At 72.0% G+C, this 23,963-nt stretch carries 18 protein-coding genes; 10 read left to right on the forward strand and 8 right to left on the reverse strand.

Annotation, left to right across the window (positions count from 1 at the left end):
- Positions 1 to 120: 120 nt before the first annotated feature.
- Positions 121 to 3,267, reverse strand: coding sequence for an isoleucine--tRNA ligase (gene ileS / locus ACFVGY_RS33370; RefSeq protein ID WP_385684854.1), 3,147 nt, complete (start codon positions 3,265 to 3,267; stop codon positions 121 to 123).
- Positions 3,268 to 3,857: 590 nt separating this feature from the next.
- On the opposite strand from ileS, the gene ACFVGY_RS33375 reads away from it, so the two are divergent.
- The 5 genes from ACFVGY_RS33375 to ACFVGY_RS33395 all read left to right on the forward strand — a co-directional run bounded on the left by ACFVGY_RS33375 (position 3,858) and on the right by ACFVGY_RS33395 (position 8,747).
- A complete protein-coding gene (locus tag ACFVGY_RS33375) occupies positions 3,858 to 4,820 on the forward strand; it encodes a TraR/DksA family transcriptional regulator (RefSeq protein WP_385684858.1) in 963 nt (320 codons plus the stop codon).
- Between the two features lie 166 nt (positions 4,821 to 4,986).
- The gene (gene lspA / locus ACFVGY_RS33380) at positions 4,987 to 5,547 is read left to right on the forward strand and encodes a signal peptidase II (RefSeq protein WP_385684861.1); all 561 of its coding nucleotides are present in this window, start codon (positions 4,987 to 4,989) and stop codon (positions 5,545 to 5,547) included.
- Between the two features lie 52 nt (positions 5,548 to 5,599).
- On the forward strand, positions 5,600 to 6,541 hold the full coding sequence (locus ACFVGY_RS33385) for an RluA family pseudouridine synthase (protein WP_385684864.1): 942 nt from the start codon (positions 5,600 to 5,602) through the stop codon (positions 6,539 to 6,541).
- Positions 6,538 to 7,005, forward strand: coding sequence for a GNAT family N-acetyltransferase (locus ACFVGY_RS33390; RefSeq protein ID WP_385684867.1), 468 nt, complete (start codon positions 6,538 to 6,540; stop codon positions 7,003 to 7,005). Before ACFVGY_RS33385 ends, ACFVGY_RS33390 begins: the two co-directional genes overlap by 4 nt.
- Before the next feature lie 149 nt (positions 7,006 to 7,154).
- Entirely contained in the window at positions 7,155 to 8,747 is a 1,593-nt protein-coding gene (locus ACFVGY_RS33395) for a Na+/H+ antiporter (protein WP_385684870.1), read from the forward strand.
- 43 nt (positions 8,748 to 8,790) lie between these two features.
- Here ACFVGY_RS33395 and ACFVGY_RS33400 read toward each other — a convergent pair whose 3' ends face one another.
- Positions 8,791 to 9,888 carry a mechanosensitive ion channel family protein gene (locus ACFVGY_RS33400; RefSeq protein ID WP_385684873.1) on the reverse strand — a complete coding sequence of 366 codons (1,098 nt, stop codon included), beginning with the start codon at positions 9,886 to 9,888 and terminating at the stop codon, positions 8,791 to 8,793.
- A 51-nt stretch (positions 9,889 to 9,939) separates the two neighbouring features.
- Between ACFVGY_RS33400 and ACFVGY_RS33405 the strand changes: the two genes are divergently transcribed.
- Positions 9,940 to 10,509 carry a dienelactone hydrolase family protein gene (locus ACFVGY_RS33405; RefSeq protein ID WP_385684876.1) on the forward strand — a complete coding sequence of 190 codons (570 nt, stop codon included), beginning with the start codon at positions 9,940 to 9,942 and terminating at the stop codon, positions 10,507 to 10,509.
- A 107-nt stretch (positions 10,510 to 10,616) separates the two neighbouring features.
- Here the strand turns inward: ACFVGY_RS33405 and ACFVGY_RS33410 are convergent, their stop codons facing one another.
- The 5 genes from ACFVGY_RS33410 to ACFVGY_RS33430 form a co-directional block, all read right to left on the reverse strand.
- Positions 10,617 to 11,564, reverse strand: coding sequence for a zinc metalloprotease (locus ACFVGY_RS33410; protein WP_385684955.1), 948 nt, complete (start codon positions 11,562 to 11,564; stop codon positions 10,617 to 10,619).
- 239 nt (positions 11,565 to 11,803) lie between these two features.
- A complete protein-coding gene (locus ACFVGY_RS33415; RefSeq protein WP_385684879.1) occupies positions 11,804 to 13,468 on the reverse strand; it encodes an alkaline phosphatase D family protein in 1,665 nt (554 codons plus the stop codon).
- A 117-nt stretch (positions 13,469 to 13,585) separates the two neighbouring features.
- On the reverse strand, positions 13,586 to 14,380 hold the full coding sequence (locus ACFVGY_RS33420) for a DsbA family protein (protein ID WP_385684881.1): 795 nt from the start codon (positions 14,378 to 14,380) through the stop codon (positions 13,586 to 13,588).
- A 52-nt stretch (positions 14,381 to 14,432) separates the two neighbouring features.
- Positions 14,433 to 15,128 carry a hypothetical protein gene (locus tag ACFVGY_RS33425; RefSeq protein ID WP_385684884.1) on the reverse strand — a complete coding sequence of 232 codons (696 nt, stop codon included), beginning with the start codon at positions 15,126 to 15,128 and terminating at the stop codon, positions 14,433 to 14,435.
- A 61-nt stretch (positions 15,129 to 15,189) separates the two neighbouring features.
- Positions 15,190 to 16,515: a DUF2252 domain-containing protein gene (locus ACFVGY_RS33430; protein ID WP_385684887.1), complete on the reverse strand. Its 1,326-nt coding sequence runs from the start codon at positions 16,513 to 16,515 to the stop codon at positions 15,190 to 15,192.
- Between the two features lie 169 nt (positions 16,516 to 16,684).
- Between ACFVGY_RS33430 and dnaE the strand changes: the two genes are divergently transcribed.
- Positions 16,685 to 20,224, forward strand: coding sequence for a DNA polymerase III subunit alpha (gene dnaE / locus ACFVGY_RS33435; RefSeq protein ID WP_385684890.1), 3,540 nt, complete (start codon positions 16,685 to 16,687; stop codon positions 20,222 to 20,224).
- 137 nt (positions 20,225 to 20,361) lie between these two features.
- Here dnaE and ACFVGY_RS33440 read toward each other — a convergent pair whose 3' ends face one another.
- Positions 20,362 to 20,529: a hypothetical protein gene (locus tag ACFVGY_RS33440; protein WP_360635196.1), complete on the reverse strand. Its 168-nt coding sequence runs from the start codon at positions 20,527 to 20,529 to the stop codon at positions 20,362 to 20,364.
- Positions 20,530 to 20,739: 210 nt separating this feature from the next.
- Between ACFVGY_RS33440 and ACFVGY_RS33445 the strand changes: the two genes are divergently transcribed.
- The 3 genes from ACFVGY_RS33445 to ACFVGY_RS33455 all read left to right on the forward strand — a co-directional run bounded on the left by ACFVGY_RS33445 (position 20,740) and on the right by ACFVGY_RS33455 (position 23,943).
- Positions 20,740 to 22,047, forward strand: a complete 1,308-nt coding sequence (locus ACFVGY_RS33445) for an NYN domain-containing protein (RefSeq protein ID WP_385684894.1) — start codon at positions 20,740 to 20,742, stop codon at positions 22,045 to 22,047.
- Positions 22,048 to 22,177: 130 nt separating this feature from the next.
- A complete protein-coding gene (locus ACFVGY_RS33450; RefSeq protein ID WP_385684958.1) occupies positions 22,178 to 23,134 on the forward strand; it encodes an ABC transporter ATP-binding protein in 957 nt (318 codons plus the stop codon).
- Positions 23,131 to 23,943, forward strand: coding sequence for an ABC transporter permease (locus tag ACFVGY_RS33455; protein WP_385684897.1), 813 nt, complete (start codon positions 23,131 to 23,133; stop codon positions 23,941 to 23,943). Before ACFVGY_RS33450 ends, ACFVGY_RS33455 begins: the two co-directional genes overlap by 4 nt.
- Positions 23,944 to 23,963 lie beyond the last annotated feature (20 nt).

Below are 23,963 nucleotides of genomic sequence, written 5' to 3' on the forward strand. Positions count from 1 at the left end.
ATAGTTTAAAACGACAAAGACCCCCCGAGCGCCGGGGTCCCCGTCCGGGTCCGCCGCGTGGGGTTTTTGGAATCCGAACGCGGCGCCCCCGGGGTCGGGGGCGCCGCTTTCGTCGGCCGGTTACGCCTTGCGGAGGCGGAACGTGAGGGTCAGCGGCTCGTCCGTGAACGGGGAACCGTACGACGCGTCGGCCTCGCCCTGAGCGAAGTCCGTGGCCAGGACCTCGTCGGCGATCAGCCCGGCGTGGTCGGTCAGGGCCGTTACCACCTCCGGGTCCGTGGCGGACCACCGCAGGGCGATCCGGTCCGCGACGTCCAGGCCCGAGTTCTTGCGGGCCTCCTGGATGAGGCGGATCGCGTCCCGCGCCAGGCCGGCGAGCCGCAGCTCCGGGGTGATCTCCAGGTCCAGGGCGACCGTGGCGCCCGAGTCGGACGCCACCGACCAGCCCTCGCGCGGGGTCTCCGTGATGATGACCTCCTCCGGGGTGAGGGTGATCGGCTCGCCGTTCACCTCCACCGTGGCCCCGCCCGAGCGGAGCGCGAGCGACAGGGCCGCCGCGTCCGCCGCGGCCACGGCCTTCGCGACGTCCTGGACGCCCTTGCCGAACCGCTTGCCGAGCGCCCGGAAGTTCGCCTTCGCCGTGGTGTCGACGAGCGAGCCGCCGACCTCGGACAGCGACGCCAGCGAGCTGACGTTCAGCTCCTCGGTGATCTGGGCGTGCAGCTCGGGGGAGAGGGCCTCGAAGCCGGCGGCGGCGACCAGCGCCCGCGAGAGCGGCTGGCGGGTCTTGACCCCGGACTCGGCGCGGGTGGCGCGGCCCAGCTCGACCAGGCGGCGGACCAGCAGCATCTGCTGGGACAGGACCGGGTCCACGAGCGCCGCGTCCGCCTCGGGCCACGCCGACAGGTGCACGGACTCGGGCGCGTCCGGGGTGACCGGGACGACCATGTCCTGCCAGACCCGCTCCGTGATGAAGGGGGTGAGCGGGGCCATCAGGCGGGTGATCGTCTCGACCACGTCGTGCAGGGTCCGCAGGGCGGCCTTGTCGCCCTGCCAGAACCGGCGGCGCGAGCGCCGCACGTACCAGTTGGACAGGTCGTCCACGAACGCGGACAGCAGCTTGCCGGCGCGCTGGGTGTCGTACGCCTCCATGGCGTCCGTGACCTCGCCGACCAGCGTGTGCAGCTCCGACAGCAGCCAGCGGTCCAGGACCGTGCGGTCGGCCGGCGCCGGGTCGGCGGCGGACGGCGCCCAGTTCGAGGTGCGGGCGTACAGGGCCTGGAAGGCGACCGTGTTCCAGTAGGTCAGGAGCGTCTTGCGGACGACCTCCTGGATGGTGCCGTGGCCGACGCGGCGGGCCGCCCACGGCGATCCGCCGGCCGCCATGAACCAGCGGACCGCGTCCGCGCCGTGCTGGTCCATGAGCGGGATCGGCTGGAGGATGTTGCCCAGGTGCTTGGACATCTTGCGGCCGTCCTCGGCGAGGATGTGGCCGAGGCAGACCACGTTCTCGTACGAGGACTTGTCGAAGACGAGCGTGCCGACCGCCATCAGGGTGTAGAACCACCCGCGGGTCTGGTCGATGGCCTCCGAGATGAACTGCGCCGGGTAGCGCTTCTCGAAGACTTCCTTGTTCTTGTACGGGTAGCCCCACTGCGCGAACGGCATGGAGCCCGAGTCGTACCAGGCGTCGATGACCTCGGGGACGCGGACCGCCGTGTGCGAGCAGCCCTCGGCCGGGCAGGCGAAGGTCACGTCGTCGATGTACGGGCGGTGCGGGTCCAGGGCCGAGTGGTCCTGGCCGGACAGCTCCGACAGCTCGGCGCGGGAGCCGACGCAGGTGAGGTGGTCCTCTTCGCAGCGCCAGATGGGCAGCGGCGTGCCCCAGTAGCGGTTGCGGGACAGCGCCCAGTCGATGTTGTTGTTGAGCCAGTCGCCGAAGCGGCCCTGCTTGACCGACTCCGGGAACCAGTTGGTCTTCTCGTTCTCCCGCAGCATCGCGTCCTTGACGGCGGTGGTGCGGATGTACCACGACGGCTGCGCGTAGTAGAGCAGCGCGGTGTGGCAGCGCCAGCAGTGCGGGTAGCTGTGCTCGTAGGCGATGTGCTTGAAGAGCAGGCCGCGGGCGCCGAGGTCGGCGGTGAGCTTCTCGTCGGCTTTCTTGAAGAAGACGCCGCCCACGAGCGGGACGTCCTCGGCGAAGGTGCCGTCGGGGCGGACGGGGTTCACGACGGGCAGGCCGTACGCGCGGCAGACGGCGAGGTCGTCGGCACCGAAGGCGGGCGCCTGGTGGACCAGACCGGTGCCGTCCTCGGTGGTGACGTAGTCCGCGTTGACCACGAAGTGGGCGGGGGCGTCGAAGGGCACCAGCTCGAAGGGGCGCCGGTAGGTCCAGCGCTCCATCTCCTTGCCGGTGAAGGTCTGGCCGGTGGCCTCCCAGCCCTCGCCGAGGGCCTTCTCCAGCAGCGGCTGGGCGACGACCAGCTTCTCCTCGCCGTCGGTGGCGACGACGTACGTGACCTCGGGGTGGGCGGCCACGGCGGTGTTGGAGACCAGGGTCCACGGGGTGGTGGTCCACACGACGAGGGCGGCCTCGCCGGCGAGCGGGCCGGAGGTCAGCGGGAAGCGCACGTAGACCGAGGGGTCGACGACGGTCTCGTAGCCCTGGGCCAGCTCGTGGTCGGACAGGCCGGTGCCGCAGCGCGGGCACCAGGGGGCGACGCGGTGGTCCTGGACGAGCAGGCCCTTGTTGAAGATCTCCTTCAGCGACCACCAGACCGACTCGACGTACTCCGGGTCCATGGTCCGGTACGCGTCGTCGAGGTCGACCCAGTAGCCCATGCGCGTGGTGAGCTCGGCGAACGCGTCGGTGTGGCGGGTCACGGACTCGCGGCACTTGGCGTTGAACTCGGCGATGCCGTAGGCCTCGATGTCCTGCTTGCCGTTGAAGCCGAGCTCCTTCTCGACGGCGAGCTCGACGGGCAGGCCGTGGCAGTCCCAGCCGGCCTTGCGGGCCACGTGGTAGCCGCGCATGGTGCGGAAGCGGGGGAAGACGTCCTTGAAGACGCGGGCCTCGATGTGGTGCGCGCCGGGCATGCCGTTCGCGGTGGGCGGGCCCTCGTAGAAGACCCACTCGGGGCGGCCCTCGGACTGCTCCAGGGTCTTGGCGAAGGTCTTGCTCTCGCGCCAGAAGTCGAGAACGGCGTGTTCGAGGGCGGGCAGGTCGACCTGGGCGGGTACCGGGCGGTACTGCGGCGGTGTGGTCATGGGGCTGAACTCTTCCTCCGGCGGTGTGGCGCTTCCGTCCGGAGGGACGAGAGCCGCCGCCTCCTTCGTCGAGGACGCGCTCCCGCGGTACCACCCTCCTTGGCCACCGGACGGGTCCGGGGCCCCCTCATTGGGGTGCGAAGCCGGTTCTACTTGCCGTACGGGCCCCGCGGGGGCCCGTGGCGGCTTTCTTCCGGCGGCTCAGGGGTGATCCTTCACGTCGCGCTCGCCCCCGGGCTCGCACCGTCCCCGGGTCGCTCACGGCTGCGTCCGACGCTACTCGTCCCCGTCCATGCCTTTCGCTGGGCCCAGTGTACGGGGCGGGGGCGGCCGCGGCAGACCGGTTTTCGGCGGGTCGCGGCGCCGGCGCGACCGGGCGGCGGCCGGGGCGGCGCGGTGACCCGAACGGTCCGGTGCCGCGGTGCGGGACGCAGCGGCACGTCGGGGGCGGATTACCCGGCCGTGGGCTGGGCACAACGGATGCAGGTTGATCGGGGCGGACGCGTGCCCCGTTGCCGAGGGGCGGGAGGCGATTTATCGTTCCGGCACGATTCGCGAGCAAGGTCACAGTATGTGAAGGGGCCGCGGCCATGGTGGCGAGAAAGACCGCCGGGAGTACTCCCGAGAAGGCTGTCGGAAAGGCCGCCGCACAGGCTCCGGCGGCCAAGGGCGCGGCTTCGGCCCGAAAGCCGGCCGCTGCGGTGAAGAAGGCCGACGGGGCGACGGCGAAGGCGGCCGGCAAGGCGCCGGTGAAGACGACCGCCAAGACGGCGGAGGCGAAGACGGTCGCGAAGGGGGCCGGCAGAGCCGCCGCGAAGGCCACCGCTGCGAAGACCGCTGCCGGGAAGGGCACCGCGGGCGCGGCCACCGCCCGGAAGTCCGCGACGGTCGCGAGGAAGGCCAGCGCGAAGAAGGCGACGAATACGACCACGAAGACGACCGCGACGACCACGAAGACGACCACGAAGACGACCGCGACGACCGCGGGGAAAGCCACGGCCGGGGCGGCCGCGGCCGAGGGGGCGGCGCAGGCCGCGCAAGAGACGGGAGCCCGGAAAGTGGTTGCCAGGAAGAGCACCGGCACGGCCAGGAAGACGGCTGAGGCCGCCACCAGCGGGCTGCCGAAGACGAGGGCCACCGGGGCACCGGCCGCCCCCGGCGAGCTCGCCGTACGGCCCGGCGAGGATCCGTGGACCCCCGAGGAGGTCGGCGAGGCGCGGACCGAGCTGGAGACCGAGGCGGAGCGGCTGCGCGACGAGCTGCTGGCCTCGGAGGAAGCGATCACGGGCCTGATGCGGGACTCCGGCGACGGTGCGGGCGACGACCAGGCCGACACCGGGACCAAGAACATCACCCGCGAGTCCGAGATGGCCCTCGCGGCCAACGCCCGCGAGATGCTGGAGCAGACCGAGCGGGCCCTGGAGAGGCTGGACGCGGGCACGTACGGGCTCTGCGAGAGCTGCGGGCAGCCCATCGGCAAGGCCCGCATGCAGGCCTTCCCGCGGGCCACGCTCTGCGTGGACTGCAAGCAGAAGCAGGAGCGGCGGCACTAGCCGCGGACCGGTGCCGGCCGGCCGGGGCAGGATCGCGGCGGATCCGGGCACGGGCCGGGGGGCGCGGCCGGGGGGACCCTGACGTACCCTCGTGTCTCGTCAGGGTCCAGGAACCTGACGGGGCTGTGTCATCGCAACCCGGTTCGCGCTAGTTCGAGGGACTCACGTGGCAGAGGCGGAGCGCATCATCGGTACGCCGGAAGTCGGGGACGACGCCCAGCCCGAGCCCGCGGCGCCCAAGGGGCGCCGGCGGATCACGGCGCTGCTGGTGGTGGCGCTCCTCGCGTACCTCGTGGACCTCGGCACCAAGATGGTGGTCGTGGCGAAGCTGGAGCACCAGCCGCCGATCCGGATCATCGGCGACCTGCTGAAGTTCGAGGCGATCCGCAACCCCGGAGCGGCCTTCGGCTTCGGCGAGGCCTTCACGATCATCTTCACCGTGATCGCGGCCACCGTGATCGTCGTGATCGTCCGGCTCGCCCGCAAGCTCTACAGCCTGCCCTGGGCGATCGCGCTGGGCCTGCTGCTCGGCGGCGCTCTGGGCAACCTGACCGACCGGATCTTCCGCTCGCCGGGCGTGTTCCGGGGAGCTGTGGTCGATTTCATCGCGCCGGCGCACTTCGCCGTCTTCAACCTCGCCGACACCGCCATCGTGTGCGGCGGCATCCTGATCGTCCTGCTCTCGTTCAAGGGCCTGGACCCGGACGGCACGGTCCACAAGGACTGAGCACCGAGGTCGGCCGGACCCGGCTCCGCGCCGCGTCCGGCATACTCGTCGGGTGAGCACGATTCCCGAGATCCGCACCCTGCCCGTTCCCGACGGCCTCGAAGGCGAGCGCGTCGACGCCGCCATCTCCCGCATGTTCGGGTTCTCCCGGACCAAGGCCGCCGAGCTCGCCGCCGCGGGGAAGGTCTCGGTCGACGGCAGCGTCGTCGGGAAGTCCGAGCGCGTGCACGGCGGCGCCTGGCTCGAAGTGGAGATGCCCGCTCCGCCGCGCGCGGTCGAGGTGGTCGCCGAGCCGGTGCCCGGCATGGAGATCGTCCACGACGACGACGACATCGTGGTCATCATGAAGCCCGTCGGTGTCGCCGCCCACCCGAGCCCCGGCTGGACCGGCACCACCGTCATCGGTGGCCTCGCCGCCGCCGGCTACCGGATCTCCACCTCCGGCGCAGCCGAGCGCCAGGGCATCGTGCACCGCCTCGACGTCGGCACGTCCGGCCTGATGACCGTCGCCAAGTCGGAGCGCGCCTACACCTCGCTGAAGAACCAGTTCCGCGAGCGCGTCGTGGACAAGCGCTACCACGCGCTCGTCCAGGGCCACCCGGACCCGATGAGCGGCACCATCGACGCGCCCATCGGCCGGCACCCCAGCGCGGACTACAAGTGGGCCGTGATCCAGGACGGCAAGCCCTCGGTCACCCACTACGACCTGATCGAGGCCTTCCGTGCCGCGTCGCTGCTGGACATCAAGCTGGAGACGGGGCGCACCCACCAGATCCGCGTCCACATGTCCGCCCACCGGCACCCGTGCGTCGGCGACCTCACCTACGGCGCCGACCCGACCATCGCCAAGCGCCTGAAGCTGACCCGCCAGTGGCTGCACGCGGTGCGCCTCGGCTTCGAGCACCCGGCGGACGGGCAGTGGGTGGAGTTCGAGAGCAAGTACCCCGATGACCTCCAGCACGCGCTGGACGTGATCCGCGCGGAGAGCGAGTGACCCCGGCCTTCACGGTCCGGCGGGCCGTGTCGCCCGAGGACCTGAAGGCCTGCTTCGCGGTGCGGACCGAGGTGTTCGTCGTCGAGCAGTCCGTCCCGGAGTCGATCGAGTACGACGCGTACGACGCCGACGCGGTGCACGTGCTGGCCGTGGCACCGGACGGGAGCCCGCTCGGCACCGGCCGGCTGCTCCACGGCCCGGCCGCCCTCGGCAAGACCGGCGATCCGGAGGTCGGCTCGCTCGGCCGGCTCGCGGTGACGGCTGCCGCCCGCGGCCTCGGCGTCGGGGCCGCGCTGGTCCGGGCGATCGAGGCGGAGGCGCGGGAGCTCGGGCTCCGCGCGGTCGACCTCGGGGCGCAGACGCACGCCCTCGCCTTCTACGAGCGGCTCGGGTACGAGGCCTACGGGCCCGAGTTCGAGGAGGCGGGCATCATGCACCGCTCGATGCGGCGCACCCTGCCGTAGCGCTCCGCGGGACGGGCAGGGACACGGGTCGGCGCTCGTCCGCGGGTCCGTGGGGGCCGGTCGCGGCAGTTCCCCGCGCTCCTGCGGGGCGAACCCCGTCCCCCCGCGCCTGACGGGCCGGAGGCGCCGGATGCGGCAGGGTGGGCGGGGTGGAACAGCTCGCCCTGCTCTTCGTCCTGCTGCTCGGCGCGGTCGTCACCGTGCCGCTCGGGGACCGGCTCGGACTTCCCGCGCCCGTCCTGATGACCCTCGGCGGGGTGGTGCTCGCGCTCGTCCCCTTCGTGCCGAACGTGGACGTCCCGCCCGAGTTGATCCTTCCCCTGGTGCTGCCCCCGCTGCTCTACGCCTCCGCGCAGCGCACCTCCTGGCGGCAGTTCGCCGCCAACGTCCGGCCCGTCCTGCTGCTGGCCGTCGCCCTGGTGTTCGTCACGACCGCGGCCGTCGCCGCCGTCGCGCACGCCGTCGTTCCCGGGCTGCCGGTGGCGGCCGCGGTCGCGCTGGGCGCGCTCGTCGCCCCGCCGGACCCGGTCGCGGCCACGGCCGTCGCCGGATCGCTCGGGCTGCCCCGCCGGATGGTGTCGATCCTGGAGGGCGAGGGGCTGTTCAACGACGTCACCGCGATCGTGCTCTACCACGTGGCCGTCGCCGCCGTCGTGAGCGGCAGCTTCTCCTGGCCCGACGCGGTGGGGGAGTTCGTCCTGTCCGCCGTGGTCGCCGTCGCCGTCGGCCTCGCCCTCGGCTGGGCGGCGAACGCGCTCATGGGACGGCTCGGCGACGCCACCTTGCAGATCGGGCTGACGCTGCTGGTGCCGTTCGTGGCGTACGTGGTGGCCGAGGCGTTCCTGGGGTCGGGGGTGCTGGCCGTGCTGACGACAGCCCTGTTCCTCGCCGAGTACGCGAACGACGCGGACGACGTGCTGGGGCGGCTGGCCGGGCACACCTTCTGGGAGGTCGTCGACATGCTGGTCACGGGTGTGGCGTTCGGGCTGATCGGGCTCGAACTGCACAACGTGCTGGGCGTGGCGAGCGGCCGCGCGCTGGACATGGCGGGCTGGGCGGCCGCGGTCGTGGCGGTGGTCGTCCTGGTGCGGCTGGTGTGGCTGCTGCCGGCCGGCTGGCTCGCTCAGCGGCTCCACGCGCGGCGCGACCACGGCGAGGAGATCCCGCTCACCTGGCGGGAGAGCGTGGTGATGTGGTGGGCGGGGATGCGCGGGGTGGCCTCGGTGGCGCTCGCGCTGGCCCTGCCGTACACGGTGGACGGGGGAGGGCCCTTCCCCGGGCGGGAGGAGATCGTCTTCATCGCCTTCGCGGTGATCATGGTGACGCTGGTGTGCCAGGGGCTGACCCTGCCGTGGCTGGTGCGCCGGCTCGGCGTCGAGGCCGACACCGACGCCGAACGGGAGATGCGGCGCCGGCTCGCGATCCGCGCGGCCAAGGCCGCGCGGCGGCGGCTGAAGGAGATCGAGGAGGTGGAGGAGCTGCCGGAGGACCTGGTGGAGCTGCTCCAGCGGCGGGCGTACGACGTGGGGGCCAGGATCAGCCCGGACATGGTGGACGAGGAGCGGCGCGAGGCCTACGCGCAGCGGGTCCAGCGGCTGCGGGACGTCCAGCGGATCCAGCGGGAGATGATGTCCGCGGCCCGGCACGAGGTGCTGGCCGCGCGCAGCGAGCCGGGGGCGGACCCGGAGGTGGTGGACCGGGTGCTGCGCCACCTGGACGTGCGCAGCCTGCGCACCCCGTAGCCGGCACCCGGCGGTGGGTCCCCGGCAGCCGGCCCGCGTCCGCTCAGTCGGACCCGGCCGGGCCGCGGGCCTCCGCCGGGCCCGGGGCGCCGGCGGCACCCGGCGCGGGCGGGGCCGGGGAGGTGGTGATGCGGGGCAGGGCGTACGGGTGCCGGTCCGTCAGCCAGACGATCATGCGCTCGCGGACCGCGCAGCGGACGGTCCAGACGTCGGAGGCGTCCTTGGCGGTGACCACCGCCCGGACCTGGATCGTGTGCGGTGTGGTGTCCGTCACGGCCAGGCTGCCGGTCCGGCCGTCCCACTCCGGCACCTCCTTCAGGATGTGCTGGAGCCGTTCGCGCATCGCCTCCAGCGGAGCGCTGTGGTCGAGGTGCCAGAAGACGGTGCCGGTCATCTCGGCGCCGCCGCGCGACCAGTTCTCGTACGGCTTGCTCGTGAAGTACGACACAGGCATGGTGATCCGGCGCTCGTCCCAGGTGCGGACCACCAGGAAGGTGAGAGTGATCTCCTCGACGGTGCCCCACTCCCGGTCCACGACGACGGTGTCGCCGATGCGCACGGTGTCGCCGAAGGCGATCTGCAGGCCGGCGAAGAGGTTGCCGAGGGTGGACTGGGCCGCGATGCCGGCGACGATGCCGATGATGCCCGCCGAGGCCAGCAGGGAGGCGCCGACCGTCCGCATCGCCGGGAACGTCAGCAGCATGGCCGCGACCGCGATCACCACGACCGCCGCAGTGACCACCCGCTGGATCAGCGTGACCTGGGTGCGGACCCGGCGCACCCGCGCCTCGTCCGCGGTCCGGTCGGCGTAGCGGGCGTACGTGGAGTCCACGACCGCCGTCGCGATGCGCACCAGCAGCCAGGCCGTTGAGGCGATCAGGACGAGGGTGAGGGCGCGGCCCACGGCCGCGGTGTGCGCGGGCAGGATCCGGGCCTCGCGATGGGCGCCGTACAACAGGGCGGTGGCCAGCGTGAGCCGGAACGGGGTGCGGCAGCGGCGCAACAGCCCCCACAGCGGGGTCTCCCCGTGGCGGGCGTCGGCGCGGCGCAGCAGCAGGTCCAGCAGCCAGCCGGCGACGAGGGTGACGGCCAGTACGCCGACGACGACCAGGGCCGGGCGCAGAACGGTCTCCGTGTCCATGGACGTGAACCTAACCGCAACGGGCGGGCGGAAACTGGCACGATGGTGTGCATGAACATCGTGCTTTTCCATTCGACGTACGGGCTGCGGCCCGCGGTGCACGCGGCGGCCGACCGGCTGCGCGCGGCCGGGCACCGGGTGCAGGTGCCCGATCTCTTCGAGGGGCGCACCTTCGAGACCGTCGAGGAGGGCATGGCGTTCCGGGACGAGACCGGCCGCGACGAGCTGCTCCGGCGCGCGGTGCTGGCCGCCGCCCCCCACTCCGACGAGGGGCTCGTGTACGCGGGGTTCTCCTTCGGCGGCTCCCTCGCCCAGCACCTGGCGCTGGCCGACGAGAAGGCGCGCGGGCTGCTGCTCCTGCACGGCACGGCCGACCTGGAGGAGGACGCCGCGGTCGACGACCTGCCGGTGCAGCTGCACGTCGCCGACCCGGACCCGTTCGAGCCGCACGACTGGCTGACGGCCTGGTACCTGCGGATGCAGCGGGCGGGCGCGGACGTCGAGATCCACCGCTACCCGGGAGCCGGGCACCTGTTCACCGACCCGGAGCTCGACGACTACGACGCGGAGGCCGCGGAGCAGGCCTGGAAGGCGGCGCTCGCCTTCCTCGACAGCCTGTAGTCGCGGCAGCGGCAGCCGTAACACGCCACGAGGGGCAGGGCACATGACGTGTGCCCTGCCCCTCGTGCGTCAGCCGTACTCAGGCCCGTCGGGCCCGGTGAGGGCGGTCAGCCGCGGTAGGCGCTCCACATGCTCTGCATGCGGGCGACCTGGCCGGCCGTGAACTGGTACATGCAGGAGTCGTACGTGTAGTCCATGAAGTTGTGGATCGGGTCGGCGCCGGCCTTGCTGGCGCAGCTGTCGCGGCCGGTCGGGCACTCGTACGCGGCGCTCTTCTCGGCCGGGGTGTCGGCGACGGAGTCACCGCTGCCATTGCAGCCGCCCTGGAAGGTGTGGTACAGGCCCATCCAGTGGCCGACCTCGTGGGTGGCGGTGTCGCCCTCGTTGTAGTTGGCGGAGGAGCCGCCCGGCAGCGAGGAGTTGAGCAGGACCACGCCGTCCATCTGCGGCTGGGAGGCGTAGGAGCTCGGGAAGGTCGCCCAGCCGAGCAGGCCGCCGCCGAGGTTGGCCGTGTAGACGTTCAGCGCGTCGGAGCCGCCCTTGCGCAGGGCGTTCTTCATGTCCTTCTCGGCCTGGGAGCCGTGGGACACGCCGTACCACGAGGCGTTGTCGGTGTAGTCGGTGGAGACCAGCTGGAACTGGTAGCCGGAGTTGACGTTGCCGGTGCCCTGGCCGCTGTAGGCGGAGTTGAGGACGGCGAGCTGGTTGCTGATGTCCGTGGCGGACAGCTTGCCCTGGGTGCCGTTGTGGATGACGTGGAAGTACACCGGGATGGTCGTCGCGGCGGTGGCCTCGGCGGCGCGCATCTGGCGCTGCGGGCCGAGCTGGGCGAGCTTCTTGGCCAGGTCGGCGTCCATGGCCTTGACCTGCGCCTCCGTCACCTCGTTGGGCTCCGCGGCGTGCTTGTCCTGCGGGCGGGCGACGCGCGCGTCGGCGGGGGCGCCGGAGGCTTCCTCGACGCACTGCTCGGCGCCGGTCGGCGCGGCGGCGGCCAGGGTGGTGGGGGCGGAGAAGGGGGCGAACGCCAGGGCTCCGGCCAGGACGGCAGGGGCCATGAGGCGGCGGCGGAGCATGGGGGATATGCGGGCGGAAGCGCGCACGTTGAACTCCTCGCAAGCGTGGTGGGGGGTGAGGGATTTCCTCACGCTGGCGCGAAGCTTATGTGTCCATGTCATGCATCTAGCAAGACCTGGAAGTAAAAGATTTGTTGCTTCTGAGGTTGAAGGGGCGCCTGGTCTGCACCAAGCACCCCCTCGCTCAAAAAGTTTGACGAACCGTCAACAAGATCGTCCGCTTAGCGGACGGGAGCCCAGACCCGTTCCACCTTCTGGGTGCCGTTCAGCGTGCGGTACGAACGGGACCACGCCGCCGTGGCGTCCTGCCTCCGCTTGTCGGACACGGCGTAGTAGTCCATCTGCGAGCGCTCGGCCGTCACGTCCAGCACGCCGTACCCGTGCGCGTCCATGTCGAGCCACTTCGTGTGCCAGTTCGCGGCCCTGATGGCGGCCTCCGCCGCCAGCGACGCGGTGTTCGCCGGCACGTGCAGGATGTCGTCGATGTTGTCGCTGGTCACCGAGGTCACGACGAACTCCGTCGCGGCCGTCCCCGAGCCCGGGTACGTCGCCATGTTCACCGGCACCTCGTTGGCCCAGGCCATGTGGATGTCGCCGGTCAGGAACACCGTGTTCTTGATGTTCCGGTCCTTCAGGTGGCCCAGCAGCTCCTTGCGGTCGTCGGTGTAGCCGTCCCACTGGTCCGTGCTGATGGCGATTCCGCCTTCGGGCAGGCCGAGGAGCTTCGCGAGCGGCGCGAGCAGGTGCGCCGGCAGGGACCCGAAGGCCACCGGGGAGATCATCACCGAGGTGCCGACCAGCTTCCAGGTGGCGTTCGAGCTCGCCAGACCCGACTTGAGCCAGTCCAACTGGGCGCGCCCGGTGATGGTGCGGTCCGGGTCGTCCACCGCGCCGCTGCCCACCTTGGCCTGCTGGGAGCGGAAGCTGCGCAGGTCGAGGAGGTGCAGGTCGGCGAGGGAGCCGAAGCGCAGGCGGCGGTAGACCGTGCCCGCGGTCGAGGTGCGCACCGGCATCCACTCGAAGTAGGCCTGCTTGGCGGCGGCCGCGCGGGCCGCCCAGTCGCCCTCGGCCCCCGGGGTGTGGTTCTCCGCGCCGCCCGACCAGGCGTCGTTGGCGATCTCGTGGTCGTCCCAGATGGCGACGACGGCGTGTGCGGCGTGCAGCGCCTGGAGGTCGGCGTCCGTCTTGTACCTGCCGTGCCGGACGCGGTAGTCGGCGAGGGTGGTGATCTCGTGCCGCGGCTCGTGCCGGCGCACGACGTACTTCTCCTCGGGATAACCCCCGCTGTGGTACTCGTAGATGTAGTCGCCCAGGTGCAGGATCGCGTGCAGGTCGCTGCGGGCGGCCAGGTGGCGGTACGCGGAGAAGTAGCCGGCCTCCCAGTTGGCGCAGGAGACCACGCCGAAGCGGACGGAGGGGGTCGACGCGTCGTGGCGGGGGGCGGTCAGGGTGCGCCCGACCGGGGACGCGGCGGCGCCGGCGGTGAACCGGTAGAAGTACGGGGTGTGCGGCTTCAGTCCGCGGACGTCGGCCTTGACCGTGTGGTCGGAGGCGGCGGTGGCGGTGACCGTGCCGCTCGCCACGATCCGGGAGAACGCCCGGTCCTCGGCCACTTCCCAGCCCACCGGGGTGGCCGGGCCGACGCCGGAGCCGGGTACGGCCTCGGGGACCGGGGTGACGCGGGTCCACAGCAGGATCCCGTCGGGGAGCGGGTCGCCGGAGGCGACGCCGTGCAGGAAGGCGGGTCCCCCCGCGGCTGCGGAGGCGGGGGATATACCCAGGGCGGCCGTCGCGAAGGGCGTGAGCGCCGCGGTGGCGGCGGCGGCCTTGACGACCGTACGGCGGCGGGGAGTTGCCGCGGTGGGGGAGGTGAGTTGACTGGTCACGGGCGGTCATATTACTGACGGGTATAACCGCGGGTACAGCCCTGGGAAAGCAACGAGCGGACGAACTCTCGGAGTCCGCCCGCTCGTTGTAGCGCCGGGGTTCCCGGCGGCCCGTTCTCAGCCCGCGATGGCCTTGTCGACCGCCGCCGTGAACTCGTCCGGGTTCATCTTGATCTCGATCTTCTTGCCGTCCATCTTCAGCGACGGGGTGCCCTCCAGGCCCGCCTTGTCGAAGACCTTCGACATCTCGATCGCCCACCGGTTGTACGTGCCGTCCTCGACGGCCTTCTTGAACTCGGCGTTGCCCTTCAGCGCCGGGACCTGGTCGGCGATCGACAGCAGGTACGCGTCCTTGCCGAACTTGTCGTCCCGCTCGTCGGGGTGGTTCTCCTTCGAGTACAGCGCCGCCTTGTACTCGGCGAACGCCTCGGGGCTGACGTTCAGGGCCGCACCCAGTGCGCTCAGGGCGTTCTTCGAGCCGCTGCCGCCGAAGCCCTTGTCGAGGAAGGTGGCGCCGACGAACTGGAGCTTGTACTTGCCCGCCTCGACGTCCTTCTTGATCTGCGGGCCGACCTTCTCCTCGAACTGGGAGCAGATCGGGCAGCGGGCGTCCTCGTACAGCTCCAGCGTCTTCTTCGCGTCGGGCTTGCCTATGACGACGGTCGTGCCGTTCTCGCCCGTGGTGTTCTTCGGGGCGACCAGCTCGGCCGTGGCGGCCTTCTCCCACTCATCGGGCTTGTTGGCCTGGACGACGGCGTAGCCGATGCCGCCGGCCAGGGCGAGGACGGCGACGACCGCGCCGGCCACGACGAGCTGGCGGCGGGCCTTGTCCTTCTTCGCCTGCTTCTCGCGCTCGGCGCGCAGCCGCTCGCGGGCCGCCGCCTTGTTGGCCTGGGTGTTGCGTGCACTCATGGTGATCTCCGTGGGGTGTGACAGGGATGAGGGGGGTCGTGCCGTACGGACGTCAGGCGCGCACGAGCGCGCCGCGTACGGGAGGCCCCCGCAGCCCCACGGAGTGGACGGGGAAGCGGGTCCGGGCGGCCGGGCCCGGGTGGCCCGGGCGCGGCTCCCGCCCGGGCGGCTGGCCGGGGCCCACCCCGGCCGAGGCCGCCGCCAGCCGCAGCGGCCGGAACGCGAGGCCGGCCACCGCGCGCAGCAGCTGGCCCAGCGCCCGCTCGCCGTACCCCAGCCAGACCGAGGCCAGCAGCCCGACGGAGACGTGTGCGCCGAGCAGCAGCCACGGCGTCCACGCCCCGGCCGCGGCGGGCAGGGCGGCCGCGGGATGCCCGGCGGGCCCGGACAGCTCGGCGAGCGGGCCGCCCAGCGGTGTCCCGCCGCACAGCTCGTGCAGGCCCAGCGCCCGCAGCGGGCCGGACACCGGACCGCCGGAGGGCCCGTAGCAGACGTGCTGGCCGGCGGTGAACGCGGTGTCGGCGGCCAGCTCCAGCGGGACCAGCAGCCCGGCGATCGGGCCGAAGCCCCGCTCGCGGCCCGCCAGCGCCCAGGCGACGCAGAACACGGCGGCGAAAGCCGCGGCGGCGGGCGCCGGCGGCAGCGGCACCCCCGCGATCAGGACGTGCGAGCCGGCCGACAGCAGCAGTACGACCGCGCTGAACAGCGCGGCCCGCAGCCCTCTCAGTCCTGCTCCTGATATGTCCATCGCGGCGAGTCTGCCATGACTTTCTGTGAACGCAGGGCTCCGCGGCCGGGGGCCGGCCCGGCTACGGCCGGATCCGGCCGTTGCGGAACAGGTCCACGAAGAGCAGGTGGTCGGCGCGCGCGCGGGCCCCGTAGGCGTGCGCGAAGTCCACCAGGAGCTCGGCGAAGCCCTCCTCGTCGGCCGCGATCGCGGCGTCGATGGCCCGCTCGGTGGAGAAGGGGACCAGGCTGTGGCCGCTCTCCGCCTCGTCGGCCGAGGCGTGCATGGTCGCCGTCGCCCGGCCCAGGTCCGCGACCACGTCCGCGGTCTCCTCCGGGTCGTCCAGGTCCGACCAGTCCAGGTCCACCGCGTACGGGGAGACCTCCGCCACCAGCTGGCCGGCCCCGTCGAGCTCGGTCCAGCCCAGCCAGGGGTCGGCGTGCGCCTGGAGGGCCCGCTGGGAGATCACCGTGCGGTGCCCCTCGTGCCGGAAGTACTCGCGCACCGCCCGGTCGGTGATGTGCCGGGACACGGCCGGGGTCTGCGCCTGCTTGAGGTAGATCACGACGTCGTTCTCCAGGGCGTCGCTGTGGCCCTCCAGCAGGATGTTGTACGAGGGCAGTCCCGCCGAGCCGATGCCGACGCCCCGGCGGCCCACCACGTCCTTGACCCGGTAGGAGTCCGGGCGCACCAGGGATTCGTCGGGCAGGGTCTCCAGGTACCCGTCGAAGGCGGCCAGGACCTTGTACCGGGTCGCCGCGTCGAGCTCGATGGAGCCGCCGCCGGAGGTGAAGCGGCGCTCGTAGTCCCGGATCTCGGTCATGGAGTCCAGGAGGGCGAAGCGGGTGCGGGAGCGGGCCGAGCGCAGGGCGGACAGCAGCGGGCCCTCGGCGGTGTCCAGGGTGAAGGAGGGGACCTCCTCGTGCTTGGCGCCGGCGGCCAGGGCGTGGATCCGCTCGCGGTAGGCGGTGGCGTAGGTCCGCACCAGCTCGCTGATCTGCTCGTCGCTGAGCGCCTTGGTGTAGCCGATCAGCGCCACGGAGGCCGCGAAGCGCTTCAGGTCCCAGGTGAACGGGCCGACGTAGGCCTCGTCGAAGTCGTTGACGTTGAAGACGAGGCGGCCGGTGGAGTCCATGTACGTGCCGAAGTTCTCGGCGTGCAGGTCGCCGTGGATCCACACCCGGCCGGTCCGGTCGTCCAGGTAGGGCCCGCCGTGCCGCTCGCGCTCCAGGTCGGCGTAGAAGAGGCAGGCGGTGCCCCGGTAGAAGGCGAAAGCGGAAGCGGCCATCTTCCGGAACTTGACCTGGAAGGCAGCGGGGTCGGCGGCGAGCAGCTCGCCGAAGGCGGTGTCGAAGACATCCAGTATCTGTTCGGCGCGCTGTTCGTTCGCCGTCTCGGGGACCGCCATGGCGGGTTCCTCCTGGTGCACGGGCTGGACTGGTTCCGACCGACTGGACGCCGTGCGGGACCACCTGGTTCTGCAACGCCCGACCGTACCGTCAGGTGCCCGGAATGTGTCACTGGTGGGACGTAGGATTCAAAGCTGCCCCCTACCCCGCCCCCGGAGGTCCCGCGCCGTGGCCAAGACGCCGTTCACGCACCTGCACGTCCACACCCAGTACTCGCTGCTGGACGGTGCCGCGCGGCTGAAGGACATGTTCGCTGCGTGCAACGAGATGGGCATGTCGCACATCGCCATGTCCGACCACGGCAACCTGCACGGCGCGTATGACTTCTTTCACTCCGCGCAGAAGGCCGGGATCACCCCGATCATCGGCATCGAGGCGTACGTCGCGCCCGAGTCCCGCCGGAACAAGCGGAGGATCCAGTGGGGCCAGCCGCACCAGAAGCGGGACGACGTCTCCGGCTCCGGCGGTTACACCCACAAGACGATCTGGGCGGCCAACAACACGGGCCTGCACAACCTCTTCCGGCTGTCCTCCGACGCCTACGCCGAGGGCTGGCTCACGAAGTGGCCCCGCATGGACAAGGAGACCATCGCCCAGTGGTCGGAGGGCCTGATCGCGTCCACCGGCTGCCCCTCCGGCGAGGTGCAGACCCGACTGCGCCTCGGCCAGTTCGACGAGGCGCTCAAGGCGGCCTCGGACTACAAGGACATCTTCGGCGAGGGCCGCTACTTCCTGGAGCTGATGGACCACGGCATCGAGATCGAGCGCCGGGTCCGCGACGGCCTGCTGGAGATCGGCAAGAAGCTCGGCATCCCGCCGCTGGTCACCAACGACTCCCACTACACCTACGCGCACGAGGCCGGCGCGCACGACGCCCTGCTCTGCATCCAGACCGGCAAGAACCTCTCCGACCCGGACCGCTTCCGGTTCGACGGCTCCGGCTACTACCTGAAGTCCACCGAGGAGATGTACGCCATCGACTCCTCGGACGCCTGGCAGGAGGGCTGCGCCAACACCCGGCTGGTCGCCGAGCAGGTCGACACCGAGGGCATGTTCACGTTCCGGAACCTGATGCCGAAGTTCGACATCCCGGAGGGCTACACCGAGGTCACCTGGTTCCGCGAGGAGACCATGAGGGGGATGCACCGCCGCTTCCCGGGCGGCATTCCCGAGGACCGCATGAAGCAGGTCGAGTACGAGATGGACACGATCATCTCGATGGGCTTCCCGGGCTACTTCCTCGTGGTCGCCGACTTCATCATGTGGGCCAAGAACCAGGGCATCGCGGTGGGCCCGGGCCGTGGCTCCGCGGCCGGCTCGATCGTCGCGTACGCCATGGGCATCACCGACCTCGACCCGATCCCGCACGGCCTGATCTTCGAGCGGTTCCTCAACCCCGAGCGCGTCTCCATGCCCGACGTCGACATCGACTTCGACGAGCGCCGGCGCGTCGAGGTGATCAGGTACGTGACCGAGAAGTACGGCGCCGACAAGGTCGCCATGATCGGCACGTACGGCACCATCAAGGCCAAGAACGCGATCAAGGACTCGGCGCGCGTGCTGGGCTACCCGTACGCCATGGGCGACCGGCTCACCAAGGCCATGCCCGCCGACGTCCTCGGCAAGGGCATCCCGCTCTCCGGCATCCTCGACCCCTCGCACCCCCGCTACGGCGAGGCGGGCGAGATCCGCGGGATGTACGAGAACGAGCCGGACGTGAAGAAGGTCATCGACACCGCCCGTGGTGTGGAGGGCCTGGTCCGCCAGATGGGCGTGCACGCCGCCGGCGTGATCATGTCCAGCGAGAAGATCACCGACCACGTGCCCGTCTGGGTCCGGCACACCGACGGCGTCACCATCACCCAGTGGGACTACCCGAGCTGCGAGTCGCTCGGCCTGCTGAAGATGGACTTCCTCGGCCTGCGCAACCTCACGATCATGGACGACGCCGTCAAGATGGTGAAGGCCAACAAGGGGATCGACATCGACCTCCTGGCCCTGCCGCTCGACGACCCCAAGACCTTCGAGCTGCTCCAGCGCGGCGACACCCTCGGCGTCTTCCAGTTCGACGGCGGCCCCATGCGCTCGCTGCTGCGCCTGATGAAGCCCGACAACTTCGAAGACATCTCCGCCGTTTCCGCCCTGTACCGGCCGGGCCCGATGGGCATGAACTCGCACACGAACTACGCCCTGCGCAAGAACAAGCAGCAGGAGATCACCCCGATCCACCCCGAGCTGGAGAAGCCGCTCGAAGAGGTCCTCGCGGTCACCTACGGCCTGATCGTCTACCAGGAGCAGGTGCAGAAGGCCGCCCAGATCATCGCCGGCTACTCGCTCGGCGAGGCCGACATCCTCCGCCGCGTCATGGGCAAGAAGAAGCCCGAGGAGCTGGCCAAGAACTTCACGATCTTCCAGGAGGGCGCCCGGAAGAACGGCTACTCGGACGACGCCATCCAGGCCCTGTGGGACGTGCTGGTCCCCTTCGCCGGCTACGCCTTCAACAAGGCCCACTCGGCCGCGTACGGCCTGGTCTCGTACTGGACCGCCTACCTCAAGGCCAACCACCCGGCCGAGTACATGGCCGGCCTGCTCACCTCGGTCAAGGACGACAAGGACAAGTCCGCCGTCTACCTGAACGAGTGCCGCCGCATGGGCATCAAGGTGCTCCCGCCGAACGTCAACGAGTCCGAGTCGAACTTCGCCGCCCAGGGCGACGACGTGATCCTCTTCGGCCTCACCGCCGTCCGCAACGTCGGCCAGAACGTGGTGGACTCGATCATCAAGACCCGCAAGGCCAAGGGGAAGTACTCCTCCTTCCCGGACTTCCTCGACAAGGTCGAGGCCGTGGTCTGCAACAAGCGCACCATCGAGTCACTGATCAAGGCCGGCGCCTTCGACGAGATGGGCCACACCCGCAAGGGCCTGGTCGCCCAGCACGAGCCGATGATCGACACCGTGGTCGCGGTCAAGCGCAAGGAGGCCGAGGGCCAGTTCGACCTCTTCGGCGCCATGGGCGACGAGGGCGGCGACGAGCCCGGCTTCGGCCTCGACGTCGAGTTCTCCGACGTCGAGTGGGAGAAGGCCTACCTGCTCGCCCAGGAGCGCGAGATGCTCGGCCTGTACGTCTCCGACCACCCCCTGTTCGGCCTGGAGCACGTCCTGTCCGACAAGACGGACGCGGGCATCTCCCAGCTCACCGGCGGCGAGCACGCCGACGGCGCGGTCGTCACCATCGGCGGCATCATCTCGGGCCTCCAGCGGAAGATGACCAAGCAGGGCAACGCCTGGGCCATCGCCACCGTCGAGGACCTCGCCGGCTCCATCGAGTGCATGTTCTTCCCGGCCACCTACCAGCTCGTCTCCACCCAGCTGGTCGAGGACGCGGTCGTCTTCGTCAAGGGCCGCCTCGACAAGCGCGAGGACGTGCCCCGGCTGGTCGCCATGGAGCTGATGGTCCCCGACCTCTCCGCAGCCGGGACCAACGCCCCGGTCGTCCTCACCATCCCCACCGTCAAGGTCACCCCTCCGATGGTCACCCGGCTGGGCGAGATCCTCCGTCACCACAAGGGCAACACCGAGGTCCGGATCAAGCTCCAGGGCCCCCGGTCCACCACCGTGCTGCGCCTCGACCGGCACCGGGTCCAGCCCGACCCGGCCCTCTTCGGCGACCTCAAGGTGCTCCTCGGGCCGTCCTGCCTGGCCGGCTGACCGCATTTTGCAGGCGCACGGCTGACCGCACCCCGCAGGCGCACGGCAGCGGCACCGCAGCGGCAGGGCGCGCCCGGAACTCCTCCGGGCGCGCCCTCGCGCCTCTGCCCCCGGCGCCGGCGGCGCCGGGCGTGGCGTCAGTTGTGGCCGAAGCGCTTCTGCTTGCCCTTGCGCGCCATATCCATCGGACTCGGGGACGACGAGGAGGACGACTCGGACGACGTCTCGTGCGAGCTCTTCGACGGTTCCTGCGACGAGGAGCGCGCCTGCTGCTTCGGCTGCTTCTGGTTCTTGTTCTTGGCCATGGTGGAACCTCCGTGAGGGTCTAGGGGCCAGGACCGCCTTCACACTCACACAGCACCACAAAGCACGCATTTTGGATCTTTCTGGGGTGCCGCCGGCCGCCCGCGCCCCGAAAAGCGTGAGATACGCCACGCCGATGATCCAGTTCCGGCCGTCAACCCCCGTGCGGTCGGGCAGACTCGGGGAAACCAGAGGACCCCCCCACGGAAGAGGTGGAACGCGTGGACCGCTGCGTCGTCCTGGTGGACGCCGGCTATCTGCTGGGCGCCGCCGCAAGCCTTCTCGCGGGTGAGCCCTCCCGCTCCCGCATCACCGTCGACCACGCCGCCCTCATCCACGGCCTGCGCGAACGGGCCGAAGCCGACACCCAGCAGCCCCTGCTGCGCATCTACTGGTTCGACGGTGCCCCCGACCGGGTGCCCCAGCCCGAACACCGCCGGCTGCGCGTCATGCCCCGCGTCACCGTCCGGCTCGGCGCCCTGACCCGTAGCGACGGACGCTGGGCGCAGAAGGGCGTGGACGCCGCCATGCACGCCGAGCTCACCGAACTCGCCCGCAACCGCGCCTGCTCCGACGTCGTCCTCGTCACGGGCGACGGAGACCTCCTGCCCGGCCTGATGTCCGCCAAGGAGCACGGCGTCGCCGTCCACCTGTGGGCCGTCCAGGCCGCCGACGGCGACTACAACCAGTCCGAGGACCTCGTCGCCGAGGCCGACGAGCGCCGCGTCCTGGACCGGGCCTGGATCACCCGCGCCGTCCGCGCCAAGGACCTCACCGGCCTGTGCTCCCCCCCGCCCGCGCCCCGCCCCGAGATCGCCGCCATCCTCTCCGCCCCGCTGCCCGAGGCGGCCCTCGCCGAGGCCGCCGCCCGCAACGCCGCCGCCGGCACCACGACCCCCGCCGCCGAGCCGGTCGTCCCCGAGACCGGCGCGGCCCCCGTGCCCGCCCCCGCCGTCGGCGGCAGGACCGTACCCACCCCGAAGGACCTCGCCGGCTCCCTGCGCGCCCCCGGCCACCAGCCCGGTCCGCACTCCGGGCACGGCGTCACCCCCTCCCCGGCCAGCGCCCTGCGCTGGTCCTCCGACAGGGGCTGGATCGACCGGCCCGGGCCGCTCGGCGAACCCGCCGAGACCGCCTCCCTGCCCACCCTCGCCCAGCTCACCAGCGCCGAACAGCGCTGGGCCGACCGGGAGGAGGACATCACCACCGTCGGCGGCGACCCGTTCGAGGTCGGCCAGGTCTTCGCCCGCCGCTGGATGGAACGCCTCCCGGAAGCCGTCCACCTGCAGAAACTCGCCATCATGTACCCGCGGATCCCGCACCGGATCGACGGTGAGCTGCTGCGCTACGCCGCCCGGTTCGGACTGCTCGCCCACAAGGACGACCAGATCGACGAACACGACCGCTACGCCATCCGCGCCGGGTTCTGGCGGGAGATCGACGTCCGTGCCGCGGCCGAGCGCGTACCCGGCCCGCCGGCCGCCGCGCCGGGCGTCCCGGCGACCCCGACGCCCGAGTAGGGCGCGGGGCCGCGTAGGCTGCTCCCTCGTGAGTACGGGCACAGCACCAGCGAAACCGCAGGGCAGCCGCAGCGCGACGGCGGCCGCGGCGCCGCCGGCGGCCGACGGCGCCGTCTGCACCGTACGTGACCTGGTCAAGACCTACCCCGCCGTCCGCGGCCGGCGCGGGGCCCCCGCCCTGCCCGAGACCCGCGCCAACGACGGGATCTCCCTGGACATCAGGCGCGGCGAGGTCTTCGGCCTCCTCGGCCCCAACGGCGCCGGCAAGTCCACCCTGGTCCGGCAGCTGACGGGCCTGCTGCGACCCGACTCCGGCTCCGTGACCCTGCTCGGCCACGACCTCGTGCGCCACCCCGAGCGCGCGGCCCGACTCCTCGCCTACCTCGGCCAGGAGTCCACGGCCCTGGACGAGCTCACCGTCGCCCTCGCCGCCGAGACCACCGGGCGGCTGCGCGGCCTCACCGCCCGCGACGCCCGCACCGCGCGGGACGCCGTCCTGGACGAGCTCGGGCTGACCGCGATCGCCGGGCGGCCCCTGAAGAAGCTGTCCGGCGGCCAGCGGCGGCTGGCCTGCTTCGCCGCCGCCCTGGTGGGGGAACGGCAGGTGCTGGTCCTCGACGAGCCCACCACCGGCATGGACCCCGTGGCCCGCCGGGACGTGTGGTCGGCCGTGGACCGGCGGCGCGCCCGGCACGGCACCACCGTCCTGCTCGTCACCCACAACGTCATCGAGGCCGAGACCGTCCTCGACCGGGTCGCCGTCATCGACCAGGGCAAGGTCATCGCCTGCGACACGCCCGCCGCGCTGAAGGCCCGGGTCTCCGACGAGGTCCGCCTCGAACTCGTGTGGCGGACCGCGCCGCCGCTGGACGTCCCCGAGGTCGCCGCGCTCGCCGCGACGGCGGCCGAGTCCGGGCGCCGGTGGGTGCTGCGACTGCCGTCGGACGAGGCACGGGCCGCGGTGGCCGCCGTGACCGGAGGGCCGGCGTTCGCCGCCCTCGACGACTTCACACTGGCGACCCCCAGCCTGGAGGACGTCTACCTCGCGCTGGGCGGGCGCACCACGAAGGGTCTGGTGAAGGCGTGAGCACCGCCGACGCAGCAGCAGCCGCACCGGCAGGCACCGGCGCCGCCGCCGACGTGGCCGCCCTGGCCCCCCGGGCCCGCTTCCTGCCCTCGCTGGCCGCCGTGTACCGGGCACAGCTGTCCCGGGCCCGGGTGGCCCGGATCCCGCTGCTGTTCGTCGCCACCTTCCAGTCCGTCGGGATCATGATCCTGATGCGGGGTGTGGTGGACGGCGGCACGGAGGCGCAGGCCGTCGTGGCCGGCTCCTCGGTGCTGGTCGTCGCCTTCGTGGCGCTGAACCTGCTCGCCCAGTACTTCGGCCAGCTGCGGGCCGGCGGCGGCCTGGACCACTACGCCACGCTGCCCGTCCCGCCCGCCTCGGTGGTGCTCGGCGCGGCCGCCGCGTACGCCTCCTTCACCCTGCCCGGCACCCTGGTCACGGCCGTGTTCGGCTGTCTGCTCTTCGGACTGCCGATGGGCGGGCTGTGGATCCTGGTCGCGGTGGTGCCGCTGGCGGGCGCGGCCCTGGCCGGGCTGGGCGCCGCCCTCGGCCTGCTCGCGCCGCGGCAGGAGCTGGCCACACTGGCCGGGCAGCTCGGCATGTCGGCGGCACTGCTGCTGGGCGTGCTGCCGCCCGAGCGGATGCCCGACCCGATCGTGTGGGCGCGGGACCTGCTGCCCTCGACGTACGGGGTCGAAGCCTTCGCCCGGACCTTCGCACCGCACCCCGACTGGGCGGTCGTCGCCGCCGACCTCGCCGTCTGCGGGGCCGTCGGCGTGCTGTCGCTGTCCGTCGCCACCTGGGCGTATCGGCGGGCCGCCGTCCGCTGACTCCGGTTCCGCCCCGGCCC

Origin of the sequence: Streptomyces sp. NPDC127106, from assembly GCF_042677605.1 — a bacterium.
Classification (GTDB): domain Bacteria; phylum Actinomycetota; class Actinomycetes; order Streptomycetales; family Streptomycetaceae; genus Streptomyces.